The organism is Paraburkholderia sp. WC7.3g (assembly GCF_050436345.1).
Lineage (GTDB): Bacteria > Pseudomonadota > Gammaproteobacteria > Burkholderiales > Burkholderiaceae > Paraburkholderia > Paraburkholderia podalyriae.
Genome location: NZ_JBNDMA010000002.1, coordinates 214,246 through 230,030 on the forward strand (window position 1 = coordinate 214,246; position 15,785 = coordinate 230,030).

General features: G+C 65.7%; 17 protein-coding genes and 1 pseudogene. 6 read left to right on the top strand and 12 right to left on the bottom strand.

Annotated features, from left to right (window positions below; all coding sequences use genetic code 11):
• The first annotated feature begins 1 nt into the window (after position 1).
• On the top strand, positions 2-1,204 hold the full coding sequence (locus OKW43_RS12440) for a class I SAM-dependent methyltransferase (protein WP_429447607.1): 1,203 nt from the start codon (positions 2-4) through the stop codon (positions 1,202-1,204).
• Positions 1,205-1,235: 31 nt separating this feature from the next.
• Positions 1,236-1,430: a DUF2905 domain-containing protein gene (locus OKW43_RS12445; RefSeq protein WP_167047497.1), complete on the top strand. Its 195-nt coding sequence runs from the start codon at positions 1,236-1,238 to the stop codon at positions 1,428-1,430.
• 31 nt (positions 1,431-1,461) lie between these two features.
• Here OKW43_RS12445 and OKW43_RS12450 read toward each other — a convergent pair whose 3' ends face one another.
• The 4 genes from OKW43_RS12450 to OKW43_RS12465 form a co-directional block, all read right to left on the bottom strand.
• On the bottom strand, positions 1,462-2,694 hold the full coding sequence (locus tag OKW43_RS12450) for a multifunctional CCA addition/repair protein (protein ID WP_429447609.1): 1,233 nt from the start codon (positions 2,692-2,694) through the stop codon (positions 1,462-1,464).
• On the bottom strand, positions 2,691-3,344 hold the full coding sequence (locus OKW43_RS12455; RefSeq protein WP_429447611.1) for a glutathione S-transferase family protein: 654 nt from the start codon (positions 3,342-3,344) through the stop codon (positions 2,691-2,693). Before OKW43_RS12455 ends, OKW43_RS12450 begins: the two co-directional genes overlap by 4 nt.
• 29 nt (positions 3,345-3,373) lie before the next feature.
• Positions 3,374-4,327 carry a complex I NDUFA9 subunit family protein gene (locus OKW43_RS12460; protein WP_429447613.1) on the bottom strand — a complete coding sequence of 318 codons (954 nt, stop codon included), beginning with the start codon at positions 4,325-4,327 and terminating at the stop codon, positions 3,374-3,376.
• 81 nt (positions 4,328-4,408) lie between these two features.
• Positions 4,409-6,376 carry a transglycosylase SLT domain-containing protein gene (locus OKW43_RS12465; protein WP_429447615.1) on the bottom strand — a complete coding sequence of 656 codons (1,968 nt, stop codon included), beginning with the start codon at positions 6,374-6,376 and terminating at the stop codon, positions 4,409-4,411.
• Positions 6,377-6,453: 77 nt separating this feature from the next.
• Between OKW43_RS12465 and OKW43_RS12470 the strand changes: the two genes are divergently transcribed.
• Positions 6,454-6,996, top strand: coding sequence for a 5-formyltetrahydrofolate cyclo-ligase (locus tag OKW43_RS12470; protein ID WP_429451647.1), 543 nt, complete (start codon positions 6,454-6,456; stop codon positions 6,994-6,996).
• A 40-nt stretch (positions 6,997-7,036) separates the two neighbouring features.
• Here the strand turns inward: OKW43_RS12470 and OKW43_RS12475 are convergent, their stop codons facing one another.
• Positions 7,037-7,549, bottom strand: coding sequence for a winged helix DNA-binding protein (locus OKW43_RS12475; RefSeq protein ID WP_187632595.1), 513 nt, complete (start codon positions 7,547-7,549; stop codon positions 7,037-7,039).
• Positions 7,550-7,760: 211 nt separating this feature from the next.
• Between OKW43_RS12475 and pxpB the strand changes: the two genes are divergently transcribed.
• Genes pxpB through pxpA form a run of 3 tightly spaced genes read left to right on the top strand, consistent with a single transcriptional unit; the run spans position 7,761 to position 10,236 of the window.
• On the top strand, positions 7,761-8,414 hold the full coding sequence (gene pxpB, locus OKW43_RS12480) for a 5-oxoprolinase subunit PxpB (protein ID WP_429447618.1): 654 nt from the start codon (positions 7,761-7,763) through the stop codon (positions 8,412-8,414).
• A complete protein-coding gene (locus OKW43_RS12485) occupies positions 8,411-9,463 on the top strand; it encodes a biotin-dependent carboxyltransferase family protein (RefSeq protein ID WP_187632593.1) in 1,053 nt (350 codons plus the stop codon). Before pxpB ends, OKW43_RS12485 begins: the two co-directional genes overlap by 4 nt.
• 20 nt (positions 9,464-9,483) lie before the next feature.
• Complete coding sequence (gene pxpA, locus OKW43_RS12490; RefSeq protein WP_429447620.1) at positions 9,484-10,236, top strand: 5-oxoprolinase subunit PxpA; 753 nt, start codon at positions 9,484-9,486, stop codon at positions 10,234-10,236.
• An 88-nt stretch (positions 10,237-10,324) separates the two neighbouring features.
• Here the strand turns inward: pxpA and OKW43_RS12495 are convergent, their stop codons facing one another.
• From OKW43_RS12495 to OKW43_RS12525, 7 genes and pseudogenes are all read right to left on the bottom strand, one after another.
• Positions 10,325-10,603 carry a hypothetical protein gene (locus OKW43_RS12495; RefSeq protein ID WP_429447622.1) on the bottom strand — a complete coding sequence of 93 codons (279 nt, stop codon included), beginning with the start codon at positions 10,601-10,603 and terminating at the stop codon, positions 10,325-10,327.
• Positions 10,600-11,081, bottom strand: a pseudogene (locus tag OKW43_RS12500) (DUF2778 domain-containing protein). Before OKW43_RS12500 ends, OKW43_RS12495 begins: the two are co-directional and overlap by 4 nt.
• A gap of 4 nt (positions 11,082-11,085) precedes the next feature.
• Positions 11,086-11,562: an Hcp family type VI secretion system effector gene (locus OKW43_RS12505; protein ID WP_429447624.1), complete on the bottom strand. Its 477-nt coding sequence runs from the start codon at positions 11,560-11,562 to the stop codon at positions 11,086-11,088.
• A gap of 213 nt (positions 11,563-11,775) precedes the next feature.
• Positions 11,776-12,849 carry a TraB/GumN family protein gene (locus OKW43_RS12510; RefSeq protein WP_429447626.1) on the bottom strand — a complete coding sequence of 358 codons (1,074 nt, stop codon included), beginning with the start codon at positions 12,847-12,849 and terminating at the stop codon, positions 11,776-11,778.
• Entirely contained in the window at positions 12,842-13,861 is a 1,020-nt protein-coding gene (locus OKW43_RS12515) for a peptide ABC transporter ATP-binding protein (RefSeq protein ID WP_187632590.1), read from the bottom strand. The genes OKW43_RS12510 and OKW43_RS12515 overlap by 8 nt, the downstream gene beginning before the upstream one ends.
• Entirely contained in the window at positions 13,858-14,862 is a 1,005-nt protein-coding gene (locus OKW43_RS12520; protein ID WP_187632589.1) for an ABC transporter ATP-binding protein, read from the bottom strand. Before OKW43_RS12520 ends, OKW43_RS12515 begins: the two co-directional genes overlap by 4 nt.
• A 2-nt stretch (positions 14,863-14,864) precedes the next feature.
• The gene (locus OKW43_RS12525; protein WP_429447629.1) at positions 14,865-15,782 is read right to left on the bottom strand and encodes an ABC transporter permease subunit; all 918 of its coding nucleotides are present in this window, start codon (positions 15,780-15,782) and stop codon (positions 14,865-14,867) included.
• Positions 15,783-15,785 lie beyond the last annotated feature (3 nt).

Sequence of the window (15,785 nt, forward strand, 5' to 3'; positions counted from 1 at the left end):
GATGAATCCGAAAGCTCACCAGCCCGATAGTTTACCTGCTCCCGGCCCGAGCGCGCTCGCGCAGTCCGACGCGCTCGTCGCCGAGATCCGCAAGCAGCTCGACACCGCCGACGGCTGGCTGCCGTTCGACCGCTACATGGAGCGCGCGTTGTACGCGCCGGGGCTCGGCTACTACAGCGGCGGTGCGCGCAAATTTGGCCTGCGCGCTGACGACGGCAGCGACTTCGTCACCGCGCCGGAATTGTCGCCCCTGTTCGCCGCGACGCTCGCGCGCCCGGTCGCCGAAGCGTTGCAGGCGAGTGGCACGCGCAACGTGATGGAGTTCGGCGCCGGCACCGGCAAGCTCGCCGCAGGGCTGCTCAATGCGCTCGACACGCTCGGCGCCGAATTCGACAGCTATTCGATCGTCGATCTGTCGGGTGAGCTGCGCGAGCGGCAGCGCGAAACGATCGCGGCGGCCGCGCCCGCGCTGGTCGGGAAAGTACGTTGGCTCGACGCATTGCCGGAGCGCTTCGAAGGCGTGGTGATCGGCAACGAGGTGCTCGACGCAATGCCGGTGCGGCTCTTCGCGCAACGCGGCGGCGTCTGGCACGAGCGCGGCGTGGTGTGGCGCGACGGCGCATTGGCGTTCGACGACCGCCCTGCCGCGGCCGCCGCGGATCTCGCGCTGCTCACGGAAATCGATGCAACCCGCGACCACGCTGGCGACGACTACGTGACCGAAACGCACGAGGCCGCGCGCGCTTTCACGCGCACGATCTGCACGATGCTCGCGCGCGGCGCGATTCTGCTGATCGACTACGGCTTTCCGCGCCACGAGTACTATCACGGCCAGCGCGCGCAGGGCACGCTGATGTGCCACTACCGGCACCGCGCGCACGGCGACCCGTTCCTGTATCCCGGTTTGCAGGACATCACCGCGCACGTCGAATTCACCGGCATCGCCGAAGCGGGCGTCGAGACCGGCGCGGACCTGCTCGGCTTCACGTCGCAAGCGCGCTTCCTGCTGAACGCGGGCGTCACGGAGGCGCTCGGCGAAATCGATCCCGCCGACCCCGCGCGCTTTCTGCCCGCCGCCAACGCGGTACAGAAGCTGCTGTCCGAGGCGGAGATGGGCGAACTCTTCAAGGTGATCGCGTTTTCGCGCGGACTCGACGACACGCTGCGCGCCTTTTCGAGCGGCGACCGCTCGCACACGCTGTGATTCCGAATTCGCCCCGGTTCGAGGAGTCGCGATGATCCGCTGGCTTTTGACTACCTTCATTGCCGTCGCGGTGCTGTCGTCGTGCTGGCCGTGGCTGAGGAAGCTCGGCATCGGCCGGATGCCCGGCGACGTGACCTTGCGGCTGTTCGGCCGCGAGTATCCGTTTCCGTTCATGTCGACGCTCGTGCTGTCGATGCTGTTGTCGCTACTCGCGCGGGCGTTGTAGGCGCCGCGCGCCACATCAGGCCACCGCCACCTCAGGCAAGCGCCGCTTCCACCGCGCGAACCCGCTCCTGATGGACGGCGTCCTTGATGCCGGCCGGCGCATCGGCGAGCCGCTTCGCGACCGCCCCCGCGTCCACGCCTCGCGCGGCCACCAGCGCAACCCTCAGTCGCTCCGCCTGCGCGTACTCGCTCATCTCGAAGCCGAGCCGCCCGCGTGCATCGGACTCGCAGGCCTGCAATGCCTCGGCAAAGCGCGTCGGCTTCCTGATAGCGTCGCTACGCTCGAGCAGCCGCACCAGAGCCGCCGCCCCCATCTCCATCACGCGATGTATATTGCCGTGCTCGCGCGCGACCAGCACCGCGAGATCGCGGCACTCGTTCGGTACGCGCAGCCGCTCACACAGCGGCTTCAGCAGATCGACGCTGCGGCCCTCGTGGCCAACGTGCCGCGGCAGCAGGTTCTCCGGCGTGGTCGCCTTGCCGAGGTCGTGCGTCAGCGCCGCGAAGCGCACCGGCAGCGAGTAACCCTGCTGTGCGGCATGGTCGAGCACCATCATCACGTGAACGCCGGTATCCACCTCGGGATGATAGTCAGCGCGCTGCGGCACGCCGAACAGCGCGTCGATCTCCGGCAGAATCCGCGCGAGCGCGCCGCAGTCGCGCAGCACGTCGAACATCCGCGACGGCTGCTTCTCCATCAATCCGCGCGACACCTCCTGCCACACGCGCTCGGCCACCAGCGCATCGGCTTCGCCCTCGGCGATCATCTCGCGCATCAGCGCCAGCGTCTCCGGCGCGACCGTGAAATCGACGAAACGCGCCGCGAACCGCGCGATGCGCAGAATCCGCACCGGATCTTCGAGGAACGCGGCGCTGACGTGGCGAAAAAGCCGCGCCTGCAGATCGGCCTGGCCATTGAACGGATCGATGACCGGGCCGGTCAGCTCGCCGTCCGGGCGCACCTCGCGCGCCATCGCGTTGATCGTCAGATCGCGGCGCGCGAGATCCTCCTCGAGCGTCACCTCGGGCGCGTAGAAAAACTGGAAACCGTGATAGCCGGCCGCCGTCTTGCGCTCGGTGCGCGCGAGCGCGTACTCCTCATGCGTCTGCGGATGCAGAAATACCGGAAAGTCCTTGCCCACCGGCCGATAGCCCTGCGCGACCATCTGCTCGGGTGTCGCTCCCACCACCACGTAGTCGCGGTCCTGCACCGGCACGCCGAGCAGCTCGTCGCGGATCGCGCCGCCCACTGCGTAGATATTCATGGGCATTCGTCTTGATAGGCGATCGCGTGCGTTTCGCGGCGCGCGGCGTCGATCCATTCATTGACCGCGGGCAGCGCGGTGAGCCGCTCGACATAGGCGGCCGCGGTCTCCGACAACGCCGGCTTCCACGTGTTGAAGCGCATCGCGACCGGCGCGTACATCGCGTCGGCAATGCAGAATTCACCGAACAGGAACGGGCCGCCGTAGGTTTCGAGGCAGTCGCGCCAGATCGCCTCGATCCGCGCGATATCGGCAAGTGCGCCCGGCGTCGCGTTCCTGCCCGGGAACGACGCGCGGATGTTCATCCACATCTTCGAGCGCAATTCGCCGAAGCTCGCATGCATCTCGGCACTGATGCTGCGCGCGTGTGCGCGCGCAGCCGCGTCGCGCGGCCACAGCGCATGTTGCGGGTAGCGTTCGGCCAGCGTTTCGGCAATTGCGAGCGACTCCCACACGGCCCGCCCCGCGTCGTCGATCAGGCACGGCACCTTGCCCGGTCCGCGCGGTGCCTGAGCGCGGATCTTTACATTCGTGTCCGGCTCGTACAGCCAGATCAGCTGCTCGTCGAACGGAATGCCGAAGTGCTTGAGCAGCAGCCACGGACGCATCGACCACGACGAATAGTTCTTGTCACCAATCAGCAATTTCATGCTTTTTGTCAGGAAGTGAGGAATGGGTCTCAGCGCCCAGCGCTGGCGCGGAACGTGTCGAGTCGCGACCCTTTGGCCGCGCCGGTCAGATACGTCGGTACGATCGCTTCGATGCTGACCGGTTCGAGTCCGAGTTCGGGCGCGAGCGGGCCGCTCAGAATATTGGCGACCTTCATCGAATCGAGATTGTCGCGCGAAATCACCGGTTCGCCCGGCGCCATTTCGAAGCTCAGCGCCTGTAGGCGCGCGAGCGGCTCGGGCAGACGGATGATGCGCGCATGCTTGCCGATCACGTCGCCGCAGTACGAAACCAGGTCTTCGAGTGTATAGACGGTCGGGCCGCCGAGCTCATAAGTGCGCCCGCTCGCGCCATCGAAATCGAGCACGTTGACGATCGCCTTCGCGACGTCGCCGACATAGACCGGCTGGAACTGCGCGTCCGGCATCGCGAGCGGGATCGCCGGAAACACGCGCTGCAGGAACGCGAACTTGTTCAGAAACGCATCCTCGGGGCCGAACACGACGGACGGCCGGAAGATCGTCCACGCGACGCTCGCGGCATGCACGGCTTTCTCGCCGTCGCCTTTCGAGCGCGAGTACATGCTCGGGCCGCTCGGATTGGCGCCGAGCGCGCTCAGATGAATCAGCCGATGCACGCCCTTGCCTTCGCAGGCGGCGACGATGCGTGTCGGCAGCTCGACGTGCGCATGCGCGAATTCCCGCCCATAGGGCTTGCCGCGTTTGCCGTTCAGGATGCCGACGAGGTTGATCACGCAATCCGCGCCTTCGACGAAGCGCGCGAGCTGCACCGGGTCGAACACGTCGGTTTCGAGCACGTCGATCGGCAGCATGGTCAGATGGCGCGCGTTGTAGCGTCGCCGCGTGGCAACGCGCACGTCCTTGCCCATCTCGACGAGCGCGTTGACGACGTAGCTGCCGATAAACCCTGAGCCGCCGATGATCGCGATGGCTTGATGTCGCATTTTCGACTCCCTGATGGAAGCCGCGGCAACGGCTGGCGAGGCGCGCCGCAACCTCGAAGCGAGATTGCGGCGGCAAGGCGCTTACGGTGCGATGTAACCCAGGCGCGCCTTCAGCGATTGCGGACGGCCTTCGAACAATGCCGCGTAGTAGACCGTGTTGGACAGCACATTCTTTACGTAGTCGCGAGTTTCCTGGAACGGGATCGCCTCGGCGAAGATTGCGCCTTCGACCGGGCGCTGCAACGACTGCCGCCAGTTGCGCGGACGGCCCGGACCTGCGTTGTAGCCAGCGGTGGCCAGCACGGCGGACCCGTCGAACTGATTGTAGATCATCGCCAGGTAGTTCGTGCCGAGCAGGATGTTGGTGTTGATGTCGTTCATCTGCTCGCGCGACACCGGTCCCAGACCGATCTTCTTCGCGACCAGTTGCGCAGTGGCGGGCATCAGCTGCATCAGTCCGCCGGCGCCGACGTCAGAGCGCGCGTTGATGATGAAGCGCGACTCCTGGCGGATCAGCCCGTACGCCCACTCGACGTCGAGCCCGCTCGACTGCGCGTCCTGCTCGACGATGTTGCGGAACGGCGACAGATAGCGCAGCGAAAAATCGTGCTCGCTCTTCGTGCGGTCCGCGGTGTTGACGGTGCGATCGTACAGCTCGATGCGGCGCGCGTACTCGGCGGCCGCGAGCAGTTGCCGGTCGGACATGTTGCGCAACGGCCAGTTCCACTCGCGATTGCCTTCGAGCCGCAGGTTCAGCGCATAGAAGCGCTGCGCGAGATCGAAGCCCGGCGTGGTGCCGGCCTGCTGCACTTCAGCGTCGGTCACGGTGGTTTTCGGCGGCACGGTGATCTTCTGACCGAGCTCTTCGAGCGCGAGCTGGCCGTAGAAGTTGAAGTTCGACGCGATCGACTGGAATTCCTCGCTGGCCGTGGCCGTGTCGCCGGCCTGCTTCAGCGCGCGCGCGTGCCAGTACACCCACGACGATTGCTTGCGCAGCGACTCGGGCATCTGCTCGATCGACCAGCGCACCATGTTCCAGTCGCCGGCGAGCAGCGCGCTGCGCGTGCGCCATTCGTATGCGGGATTGGACAGCGGCGCGTTCGCCGACAGCCGGAACCAGTCGACCGCGCCAGGCGTCCCCTTGAGCGCGCCTTGATAGCCGATCGTGCCCCAGCCGATCGCGCGCTCCGGCGAATTCAGCGACGGCGCGACCGCCGCGAACGTGGCCGCGGCCATCGCCGGATCGTTGCGCGCCATGCGCGTGATGGCGAGCAGCGCCAGCTGATGCGACGGCGCATCCGGCCCGACGCCGCGCGCGAGCAACAGCGGCGGCGTACTGGTCGCCTGGCCGAACAGCACCGGGTCGGGCGGCTGGTCGCCGAGCGCGTCGACGAGCTTGCTGCCGGTGCTCGTGTAGTTCTGCTCGTACGCGAGACGGATCTGCTGCCAGATGTCGTCGGCGCTGAATTGGCGGTTCACGCCGAGCACCGTGATCAGATCGACGCAGCCGTCGCCGTACCATTTCGGATCGACGAGCAGCGCTCGCGCCGCCTCCGCAACGTTCTCACCGCGCGACGCGCGCGATTCGAGCGCATAGCACTTCACCTGAGTGTCGTCGTCGAGCACGAACTTCGCGTACTGCTGGTCGAAGTTGCGCCAGTCGTGGCGCGTGCCGAGCACGGTCAGGTAGTCGTTGCGCATGCGATCGGCGATCGCCTGGCCGTCGTACTTCTGCAGGAACGCGAGCACCGGCGCGTCCGGCGCGTCGATGCGCGCATGGCCGGTCGAATCGAACAGCTGCGGCTTGATCTGGAAATACTCCAGATACGAGGGCGCCGGATAATTCGGGATCATGCTCGCAAGCTGGGCTGCGCGCGGCGCGTCGTTATTGCGCGCGGCTTCGCGTAGCTGGACGAAAATCTGGTCGTCGTTCGTGGGTTGCGAGAGCGGAAGGGGCTTGACGGCCGAGGCAGTGCTGCAGGCCACGAGTGCCGCTGCGGCCAGCGCGATACCGGCCGCGCGATATACTCGAAAAAGGCGTTTTGACATCGTTGTTTCTGGAGCGCGAATTGGACCAAAGCATAGCATGCAACCCTGTCCCGGCAGCGAAAAAGGCGCTGCGCCGGATGTTGCTGGAAAGCCGTCTGCAAGCGGCTTCCGAGCCAGCGAAGAATGCCGCGCTCGGGCGTCGAATGCTCGACGCGCTGACGCACTACGCGGTATGCAGCGTGGGATTCTACTGGCCCCTCGTCGGCGAGTTCGACGCGCGCGGCGCGATCGGGATCTGGCTCGCGGCCAATCCGCATCACGAAGCCAGTCTGCCAATCATTAAAGAACGTGGCATGGCGCTCGAATTCCATGCGTGGACCCCCGTGACGCTGATGAAAATCGGCCATCACAAGATTGCCGAGCCCACCTCGGGGCGCGTCGTGCTGCCCGAACTGCTGTTCGTGCCCTGCGTGGGTTTCGACTCGGACGGCTACCGCCTCGGTTACGGCGGCGGCTATTACGACCGCACGCTAGCCGGCTGGCCGGCCGCGCACAAGCCGATCACGGTCGGCATCGCGTACGAAGCGTGCCGCACCGACACGCTGGGCCGCGAGGCGCATGACATTCCGCTCGATCTGATCGTGACCGAAGCGGGGTTTCATCCGGCGCTGCCGACCTGAACGCGCCATAGAACGCGCGCAATGCGCGACGCCTGGGCCGCTACAGCGAAGCCGCCGCGCGCGCGGCCGTATCGTACAAGCCCGACGCATTGCGCATCAGCTGCGCGGCCTCGCCGATCTGCTGGTTGGAGAGGCCACTTTCCTTGAGCGTCGAGATCAGGCAGTTTTCGCGCACCTCGCGATATTTCAGGCATAGTTCGCGGCCCGCGTCGGTGGCGGAAAAGAACACTTCCTTGCCGGTCTTTTCGCTTTTTACATACCCTCTAGCTACGAGCTTTTTCAACGCGTAAGTCGCCACGTGCGTGTCCTCGATGTTCAGCACGAAACAGATGTCCGCGAGCTTCTTGCGGCGTTCGCGATGGCTCACGTGGTGCAGCAGCGACACCTCGATCGCGGTCATGTCCTTGTCACCGGCCGCCGACATGCAGCGCACCATCCAGCGGTTGAACGCATTGCCCGCCATGATCAACGCGTATTCGAGCTCGGACAGTTCCGCGCTGCTGTCGGAGACGAGGTGTTCCGACGAAACGATCTTGGTGGGATGACGCGTCATACGAGGTTCCCGGGACGGAAATGGGCTGGAAAAGTGTCGCAAGTGTACGACGATGCCCCGTCGCCGACGAGTCTGGCAAAAACGCTTATTGGTAAATCGTCGATATTTTATTGATAATGTACGCTCCAAACGCCGCTGACTTCGTGCCGGGCATGCGCCAACGCGCCGCGCCGTCCGCCTCATTTTCCGACTCGACCCGGGCCGCCCAGTCATGAGCCAACCACGAATCATTCCCCTCGGCGACGCCGCGCTCGTCTGCGAAGCGCCGCCGCCCGCCACGCTCGAGTGCCAGCAGCGCGTCTGGGCCGCAGCCATGGCCGCACGCGACTGGCCGCAGGTGCTCGAAGTCGTGCCCGGCATGAACAATCTGACGCTCGTGTTCGACCCGCTCGAGACCGACGCCGACGCGCTCGGCAAGCAGTTGCTCACGGCCTGGAACGCGGTGGCCAAAGCCGCCGCGCCGGGGCGCAACGTCGAGATTCCGGTGCAGTACGGCGGCGCCTTCGGTCCCGATCTGCAGGCTGTCGCCGAACACACGGGCTTGCGCGCGCGCGAGGTCGTCGAGCGGCATGCGAGCGGCGCCTACGTGGTGTTCTTTCTCGGCTTTCAGCCCGGCTTCGCCTATATGGGTGGGCTCGACGCCGCGCTGCACACGCCGCGTCGCGCGTCGCCGCGGCTCGAGGTGCCGGCGGGCTCGGTCGGCATCGGCGGCGAGCAGACCGGGATTTATCCCGCGGAGTCGCCGGGCGGCTGGCAGCTGATCGGCCGCACCGAGGTGCCGCTGTTCGATCCGGCGAGCCGCCCGCCCACACTGCTGCAGCCCGGCGACCGGGTGCGCTTCACGATCGCGGGGATCCACGCATGATCGACGTGATCCGCGCGGGTCTGCAGACCACGATCCAGGACCTCGGCCGCCACGGCTACCGGCATCTCGGCGTCGCGATGGCTGGCGCGCTCGATCGTCTGTCGCTCGAAGTCGGCAACCGGCTGGTGGGCAACCGCCCCGACGCGGCCGGCCTCGAAATCACCTTCGGCCCGACTGTGCTGCGCTTCCTGCGCGCCACGCGCGTCGCGATCACCGGCGCTGAGTTCGGCGCAACGCTCGACGGCAAACCGGTCTATTCGTGGTGGAGCTTGCCCGTGCAGGCCGGCCAGGAGCTCGTGCTGAACGCGGCGAAGCGCGGCATGCGCGGCTATATATGCGTGGCGGGCGGCATCGACGTGCTGCCGATGCTCGGCTCGCGCAGCACCGACCTCGCCGGCCATTTCGGCGGACTCGGCGGCCGCGCGCTGAATGACGGAGACCGTCTGCCGGTCGGCGCGCCGCCGCAGCGCGGCCAGTTCGGCTTCACGCCCGAGGCGCCCGAGTTCGGCGTGAAGGCGCCCGCCTGGTGCAAGTTCGTGCTGGTCCACGAGCCGCTGCGGCGCGGCCGGCATCCGTCGGGCGTGCCGTGGGCGATACCGGTTCGCGTGCTGCGCGGCCCCGAATACGACAGCTTCACCCCGGACGCGCAGCAGTCATTCTGGTCCGACGAGTGGCTCGTCACGCCGAACAGCAATCGCATGGGCTACCGTCTCGCCGGCACCGGGCTGAAACGCACGCACAACACCGATCTGCTGTCGCACGCAGTGCTGCCCGGCACGATCCAGGTGCCGCCGAACGGCCAGCCGATCGTGCTGATGAGCGACGCACAGACCACTGGCGGCTATCCGAAGATCGGTGCGGTAATCCAGGCCGATTTGTGGAAGCTCGCGCAGGTGCGCCTGAACGCGGCGGTCCGTTTCATCCCGGCGACGCACTACGAGGCACGCCAGGCTTTGCTTGAAGAACGCGCGTACCTGCGGCAGATCGATGCCGCGATCGCGATGCATGAAGAGCGTTGCGCACGCCAGGCCGCGCTCGCGGCGCTGTAACAGTGACTAAAGGACTCCCCATGGAAATCGATCTGAACGCCGATCTCGGCGAGGGCTGCGGCTCCGACGAGGCGCTGCTCGACCTCGTGAGCTCGGCCAACATCGCGTGCGGCTGGCATGCGGGCGGCCCCAATGCGATGCGCGACTGCGTGCGTTGGGCCGTGCAGAAAGGCGTGTCGATCGGCGCGCATCCGAGCTTCAACGATCCCGAGAATTTCGGCCGCAAGGAAATGGATCTGCCGGCGGGCGAGATCTACGCGGGCGTGCTGTATCAGCTCGGCGCGCTGTCGGCGATCGCGCAGGCCGAGGGCGGGCGCATCGCGCACGTGAAGCCGCACGGCGCGCTGTACAACCAGGCCGCGCGCGACGCGAAGATCGCCGACGCGATCGTCTCCGCGGTACATGACTTCGATCCGTCGGTCGCGGTGTTCGCGCTCGCCAACAGCGGGCTCGTGAGCGCAGCGCGCAACGCGGGCCTGACCGCGATCGAGGAAGTGTTCGCCGACCGCGGCTATCGAGCCGACGGCTCGCTCGTGCCGCGAAACGAGCCGGGCGCGTTGCTCGCCGACGAGAACGAAGTGCTCGCGCGCACGCTCGCGATGATCCGCGAGCAACGCGTGAAAGCCGTCGACGGACAATGGGTGGCGCTGAACGCGCAGACCATCTGCCTGCATGGCGACGGCCCGCATGCGCTCGCCTTTGCGCGACGCATCCGCGGCGCGCTCAACGACGCCGGCATCGAAGTGCACGCAGCGGGCGCCGCGCGCGTTTGAGGGTTGGCATCTCCGTCGTTTGTACCGCGCGCGCGCCGCTGTCACGCGGGGCGTTAGCCAGCCGGAGCATCTATCGTGATGCCCGCTCTCAACGGCGGTGCGTACGACGCAAATGACTAACCATCGCTAAAGAAACAACGGCTAACATCAGCGAAACCAAAAAACTGACAACGAACAACGTTGCGACGATGATGTCCGTGTTGTTTTCTCCGCCGACCGAATCTAGCCCTTTGAAGAGCGGGGCAAAAAACTCATAGCCCGCACCGCTCGCAAACCAAGTATCAATACCCGGCATGCGGGCAATTCCCACTGCAATGGGAAGCGTCAGCGCCAGTGCGAGCGCAACACAAATCAGCACCTTTTTCATTTTACGTTGATGGTGCCGTAGTAGCGGGTCATCGTTCCGGGAATGAACGCGGAAGGCTGTGCTTTCAGGTATGACCGCAGCGCCTTGAACTGCTCGCGGGACGAAAGCGTAATGCAACCGTCGCTTTCTCCGGATCGTCCTACCGGGTGCAATCGAAAGTTACCGCGTCGCACACCGTCTACGAAGGTCCAATCATCAATATGTTGATCATTGTGGTACAAAGCAAACCATTCCGCGCGGTGCGTGTCCGCCCATAAGTCTTTGGCGGCATCCCAGAGCCAACCGAAATGCCCCCGCTTTCCCTATCGACGATGTAATACTCGCCTACGGGAATAGCGCCAGCGCTTACCACTTTTGTGGAATCCGGGTCATCGATATATCGCCCATTACCCGAAAATGCAGGAACACCACCAAAACCGGGACAAAGCAAAATCGACAGGGGGCGTCGATTCAATGTAAATGTGCAGGACACAGGCATTTGATTAACCCTGCCTGTTTGCCCGGATGTCTATGAGGGCGGTCACCGTGCCCCCACTTCCACCTTGATTGTTCTGCAATATGTACTCGTGCTTCATTCTTGCAAATGACAGACGCACCTGTTCGTGGCAGCAATGACCGCCTCCAATAGGTTCAACATAAGAGACGATCACGTCGTACATCGTGATTCTTGCGTACTCGTGAGGAACACCGCCGGCTCTTCGCACCGTGAGTTTCGCTTCGGAGATATGCTCTCCGGAGAAGTAGTATTTCGCCAGATTCGGACTGGCACGGTCCATCAGATGAGTAAATTCAAGGTCGGAAACCGTGGCTGTCGGAACATGTCGGCTTGAACCGGCGAGCATCCTCGCCGGCTGTGCATCTTGCCAGCGCCACCCGATTACATCGATCTCGTTGAGATGAGCCGCGTCCTGCGATTCGCCATCGATACCATCGATCTTGATAAAGATGTCCTGTGCCATCTTTGGATCTCCTTCCTGTTAGCCGTTTGCGGAAAATTTTGACGAAGCTAACAGGCGCAGGATGCGGCAGGACTCGGACTCCTCCGAGAAATGTGCGAGAGAGGTTCACGGCGCTGATCGCGATGGCCTGCTCAGCACGGCGATCGCGCTATACGGCGGCCTGCAGTTGCCTACTGATCGATCCCGCCGCTACGGCTGCAGCCTCGATCCGACTCACCCCGCCTCGACCACGAAGCCGTGCTGCCGCAACAGCTGCAGCACGCCCTTCGGTCCACCCAGATGCAGCGCGCCGATCGCGACGAACAGCGGCCTGTTCGGCGCGGCGAGTTGCAGAATCTTCGCGACGAAGCGGCGATTGCGCTCGTAGACGATCCGCTTGTCGATCGAATTGGAGATGCGCGGATCGCGCGCGAGCTTCTCCGATTTGGCAGCCTGCCACGCGGCGATCGCATCGGCATCGCCGACCCGCCATAGCCGATGCAGCGTGCGCACGTCCTCGACGTTCTGCGCGGGCGTCTGCACCAGATCCTGCGCGAGCATCTCGCGCTGCTGCGCGGCCGCCAGTCCGGTGAACGAGCGCATCTGCTGCGCGAGCGTTTCGAGTCCGACGATCTTGCCGCGCGTCTTCAGATACACGTTCTGCAATTGCGCTTCGGTTCCGTACTCGGTTTGCAGACCCGCGGACAGCGAGTCGTAGGTCTCGACCACGAGTGACGCGAGCCACGGCCGCATGTTCTTGATCGCATCGAGCGCGGCCGGGTTGCCGCGCAGCCGCAACGCGAGCTTGTGCCACAGCGGCTCGGGCAGCAGGCCCGGCAGGCAGTCGTGCTTGCACACGCCGTATTTCGAAACGTCGTCCTGCGACACCAGCAGCTCGTCGGGCGACAGTTCGAGCGCGAGCGTCGGCGACGCGGCTAGCGCCGCGAGGATCGGCGCGCGGAACGGCTGCCCCGCCGGATAGTCGGCGGGATCGCCGACGTGCAGCGTGCCGAGCACGTAGATCGTCGTATTGCCGCGGGTCGCGACGTAGAACGGCATGCGCGCCGGTTGCTGGCGCACCGGGCCGCTCGCCGTGGTGCCCGGTGCCGGTGGCGGCGCAATGGAAGGCGGTGGCGCGGCTGGCACCGTGACCGCCGGACGAGCCGCCGGGCCTGGCGCGTTGGCCGCCGCACCGGCGGCGTCAGCGATGCCGGGTTGCGCCACGCCAACCGACAGCGCGCAGGCGGCCACCCAGCCGCCCCGACACAAGCGGCGCGCAAGACGACGCGCCGCCACCGCATCAGGCATCCACGTCCCCCACCTCTTCGGCGCGGTGACACGAGACGAGGCGGCCATCCACTTCTCGCAGCTTCGGCACCTCGCCGCGGCAGCGGTCGATCACGTACGGGCAGCGCTGATGGAACGTGCAGCCCGACGGCGGATTCAGCGGCGACGGCATTTCGCCTTGCAGCTTGATCTTGATCGTGCGGTCCGCCTCGAAGATCGACGGCGTCGCCGACATCAGCGCCCGCGTGTAGGGGTGGCGCGGCTTCGAGAAGATGCGCTGCTTGTCGCCGAGTTCGGCGACGCCGCCGAAGTACATGACCATCACGTCGTCGGCGATATGCTCGACCACCGACAGGTTGTGCGAGATGAACACGTAGCTCGTCTTGAACTGATCCTGCAGATCCATGAACAGGTTCAGGATCTGCGCCTGGATCGACACGTCGAGCGCGGACACCGGTTCGTCGGCGACGACGATCTGCGGATCGAGGATCATCGCGCGAGCGATCGCGACACGCTGACGCTGGCCGCCGGAGAACATGTGCGGATAGCGCTTCGCGTGCTCGGGGCGCAGGCCGACCGTGCGCATCATCTGCGCGATGCGTTCGGCGCGCTCGGTCGCGCTCATCTGCGTGTTGATCGCAAGCGGTTCGCCGAGCGTCTGCTCGACCGTCTTGCGCGGATTGAGCGACGCAAACGGGTTCTGGAACACCATCTGCACGCGCCGCCTGAGCGCCGCGATCTTCTCGTGATTCGCGCCGGCCACGTCCTCGCCGTCGATCAGCAAGCGGCCCGCGCTCGGCGTTTCGATCATCGTCAACTGACGCGCGAGCGTCGACTTGCCGCAGCCGGACTCGCCGACTACCGCCAGCGTCTTACCGCGGTCGAGCGCGAACGACACGCCGTTCAGCGCCTTCACCGTGCCGTGCGCGAACATGCCGCGCTTGACCGTGTAGTAGCGCGCGAGCTGGTCGGCGACGAGCACGTGATCGCCAGTACGGTCCGACTGGCGACGGGTTTCGGGTACTGCGCTCATCGGGCGCCTCCTTGCGTGTAAACGTTGGCGTCCTTCTCGAGGTTCAGCGGCTTGATGCAGCGCACGCGCGTGAAGTCGGCGTGAGCGGGCAGCGGCGCGAGCGCGGGGCGGGCCTTCATGCAGTCGTCGATCACGTACTTGCAGCGCGGTGCGAACAGGCACCCCTTGGGCCGGTCGTCGCGGCCCGGCACCATGCCCGGCAACGCCGCGAGCCGCACCGCGCCCACGTTGTGCTCGGGAATCGCGGCCAGCAGCGCTTCCGTGTACGGATGATGAGGCGCGGCGAAGATGTCCGGCACCTTGTTTGTCTCGATCACCTCGCCCGCGTACATCACGGCAACGCGCTGCGCGACTTCGGAGACCACGGCCAGATCGTGCGAAATCAGCACGAGCGCCATGCCGCGTTCCTTCTGCAGGCGCATCAACAGTTCCATGATCTGCGCCTGGATCGTCACGTCGAGCGCGGTGGTCGGCTCGTCGGCGATCAGCAGCTTCGGGTTGCAGGCGATCGCCATCGCGATCATCACGCGCTGGTTCATGCCGCCCGACATCTGATGCGGAAATGAGCCAATGCGGCTTTTCGCATCGGGAATGCCGACCTGGTCGAGCAGTTCGAGCGCGCGTTTGTCCAGCGCGCCACCGCGCAAGCCTTCGTGCAGCTTCAGCACTTCCTTGATCTGATAGCCGACCGTGTAGCTCGGGTTCAGGCTCGTCAGCGCGTCCTGGAACACCATCGCGATGTCCTTGCCGATGATCTTGCGGCGTTGTCTGGCGGAGGCGTTCAGCAGGTTCTTGCCGTCGAACGTGATTTCGTCGGCGGTGACCTTGCCGGGCGCGTCGATCAGGCCCATCAGCGCCATCATCGTCACGCTCTTGCCCGAGCCCGATTCGCCAACCACGCCGACCACTTCACCGGGCGCGACGTCGAGATTGATGCGGTCGACCGCGGGCAGGCCGCCGAAGCTGACCGCGAGATTGCGGATGGTCAATAGATTGCTCATGGTCACGCCATCCGTTTCAGTTTGGGATCGAGCGCGTCGCGCAGCCCGTCGCCGAGCAGGTTGATCGAAAGCACCGAGATCAGGATGGACAAGCCAGGCATCGTAACGATCCACCACGCGCTGTCGATGTAATCGCGCGCCGACGCGAGCATCGCGCCCCACTCCGCCGACGGCGGCTGCACGCCGAGGCCGAGGAAGCCGAGCGCGGCGGCATCGAGAATCGCCGACGAAAAGCCGAGCGTTGCCTGCACGATCAGCGGCGCGGTGCAGTTAGGCAGCACCTGCGAGAACATCAGCCGCAATGTGCTCGCACCCGCGACGCGCGACGCCGTCACATACTCCTTCTGCAACTCGCCCTGCGCCGACGCGCGCGTCAGACGCACGTAGCCCGGCAGCGCGACGATCGCGATCGCGAGCATCGTGTTGACCAGACCCGGACCGATGATCGCGACCACGGCGACCGCGAGCAACAGCGACGGCAGCGCGAGCAGCACGTCCATGATGCGCATGATCGGCGTGTCGGCCCATTTCTCGAAGAACGCGGCGACGAGGCCGAGCACGACGCCCGGAATCAACGCGAGCACCACCGACACGAAGCCGATCCAGAACGACAGCCGCGCGCCATACATCAGACGCGACAGAATGTCGCGGCCCGCTTCGTCGGTACCGAGAATGAACTTCCAGTTGCCGCCGTCGAGCCACGCGGGCGGGATCTTCACGAAGTCGCGGTACTGCTCGATCGGGCTATGCGGCGCGATCAGCGGCGCGAAGATCGCGATGAAGATCAGCACCAGCACGATGATGCCCGCGCCGACCGCGCCGCGGTTGCGCGAGAAGTTGGCCCAGAATTCGCGAGCCGCGATGGCGCGGCCGCTCGGTGGTGTGACCGCTTGGGGGACGGTGTTTTGAATGTCAGCCACGGT